Source organism: Streptomyces xiaopingdaonensis (assembly GCF_000262345.1).
Classification (GTDB): domain Bacteria; phylum Actinomycetota; class Actinomycetes; order Streptomycetales; family Streptomycetaceae; genus Streptomyces; species Streptomyces xiaopingdaonensis.
Genome location: NZ_AJTQ01000287.1, coordinates 1 through 1,011 on the forward strand (window position 1 = coordinate 1; position 1,011 = coordinate 1,011).

A 1,011-nucleotide genomic window follows, 5' to 3' on the forward strand; every position below is an offset into this window, starting at 1 on the left:
CTTCCCACACACCTCAGACGGCGAGGAATTCCCCACCGTCGACTCCGATGACGTTTCCCGTGAGCCAGGACGAATCGCTGGAGGACAACATGACGACGGCTTCGGCCACGTCCTCGGCACGCGTCAGCCGACCTCCCGGATTGATCTCCTGGCAATGGGCGATCAACTTCTCGCTGCCCGGAATCTTCTCCAGCGCCGGGGTGACCGTGGTACCGGCGCGGATCGCGTTCACCGCCACGCCGCGGGACGCGAGTTCGACCGCGAGGGTGCGGACGTGGGACTCGAGCGTCGCCTTCGCCGCCGATACGGGCGCGTAGCCGGACAGCACCCGGCTTCCTCCGGCGCTGGTCATGGCGAAGACCTTCGCCCCGCGCGGCAGCAACGACGCCTTCACGAGGTCCTGGGTCCAGTAGACGAGGCTGTGCCCCATGACCTCGACCGTCATCGTGAGCTGCTTCGGCAGGACGGCCGGGATCGCTCCGTCCCCGCCGTCCTCCGCGGGGAGGAGGGAGGTCAGCGTCCCGTAGGCGACCGAGTGCATGACGACCCGCGGGCCGGTGCCGGACGTCAGGTCGTGGATGACGGGGACGAGTTCCGCCCGTACCTGCTTCGACGCGACGTTGCGGTTGAAGAAGTGTGCTTCGACTCCCAGCTCCGTCAGGGACTCGGCATACTGCTCCGCCTGCTCCTGTCCCTCGGCGAGGTCGAAGTGCACGCCGATGATGTTGCAGCCCGCTTCCGCCAGCGCCCTCGCCGTCTCCTTTCCCATGCCGCTGGAGACGCCGAGTATCAGAGCCCAGGCTCCCTCGAGGGGAACGAGCATGGTTTTCCTCCCTGTCGGTCGGTGCGGGAACGGCGAGTCGGGGACGCCGAGCTCGGTGCGCACGTCCAGCGCCTCGACCTGCGAGTCGCGACCGGGCACCGCACGGCCGCCGAATCGTGCAGCCGAAACCGAGCCCGGCGCCGGTCATGCGGCCGACTCGACCTTGGCGGAGACGAGTCGGTGGATCG

The 1,011-nt window shown here is 68.5% G+C and carries 1 protein-coding gene; it reads right to left on the reverse strand.

Features of this window, described 5'->3' with window-relative positions; all coding sequences use genetic code 11:
• Positions 1-13: 13 nt before the first annotated feature.
• Entirely contained in the window at positions 14-823 is an 810-nt protein-coding gene (locus UWG_RS0122685; protein WP_029391694.1) for an SDR family oxidoreductase, read from the reverse strand.
• Positions 824-1,011 lie beyond the last annotated feature (188 nt).

What these genes read in the sequence shown, in the direction of transcription:
- UWG_RS0122685 (WP_029391694.1), bottom strand. Translation starts at nt 823, where the DNA reads ATGCTCGTTCCCCTCGAGGGAGCCTGGGCTCTGATACTCGGCGTCTCC.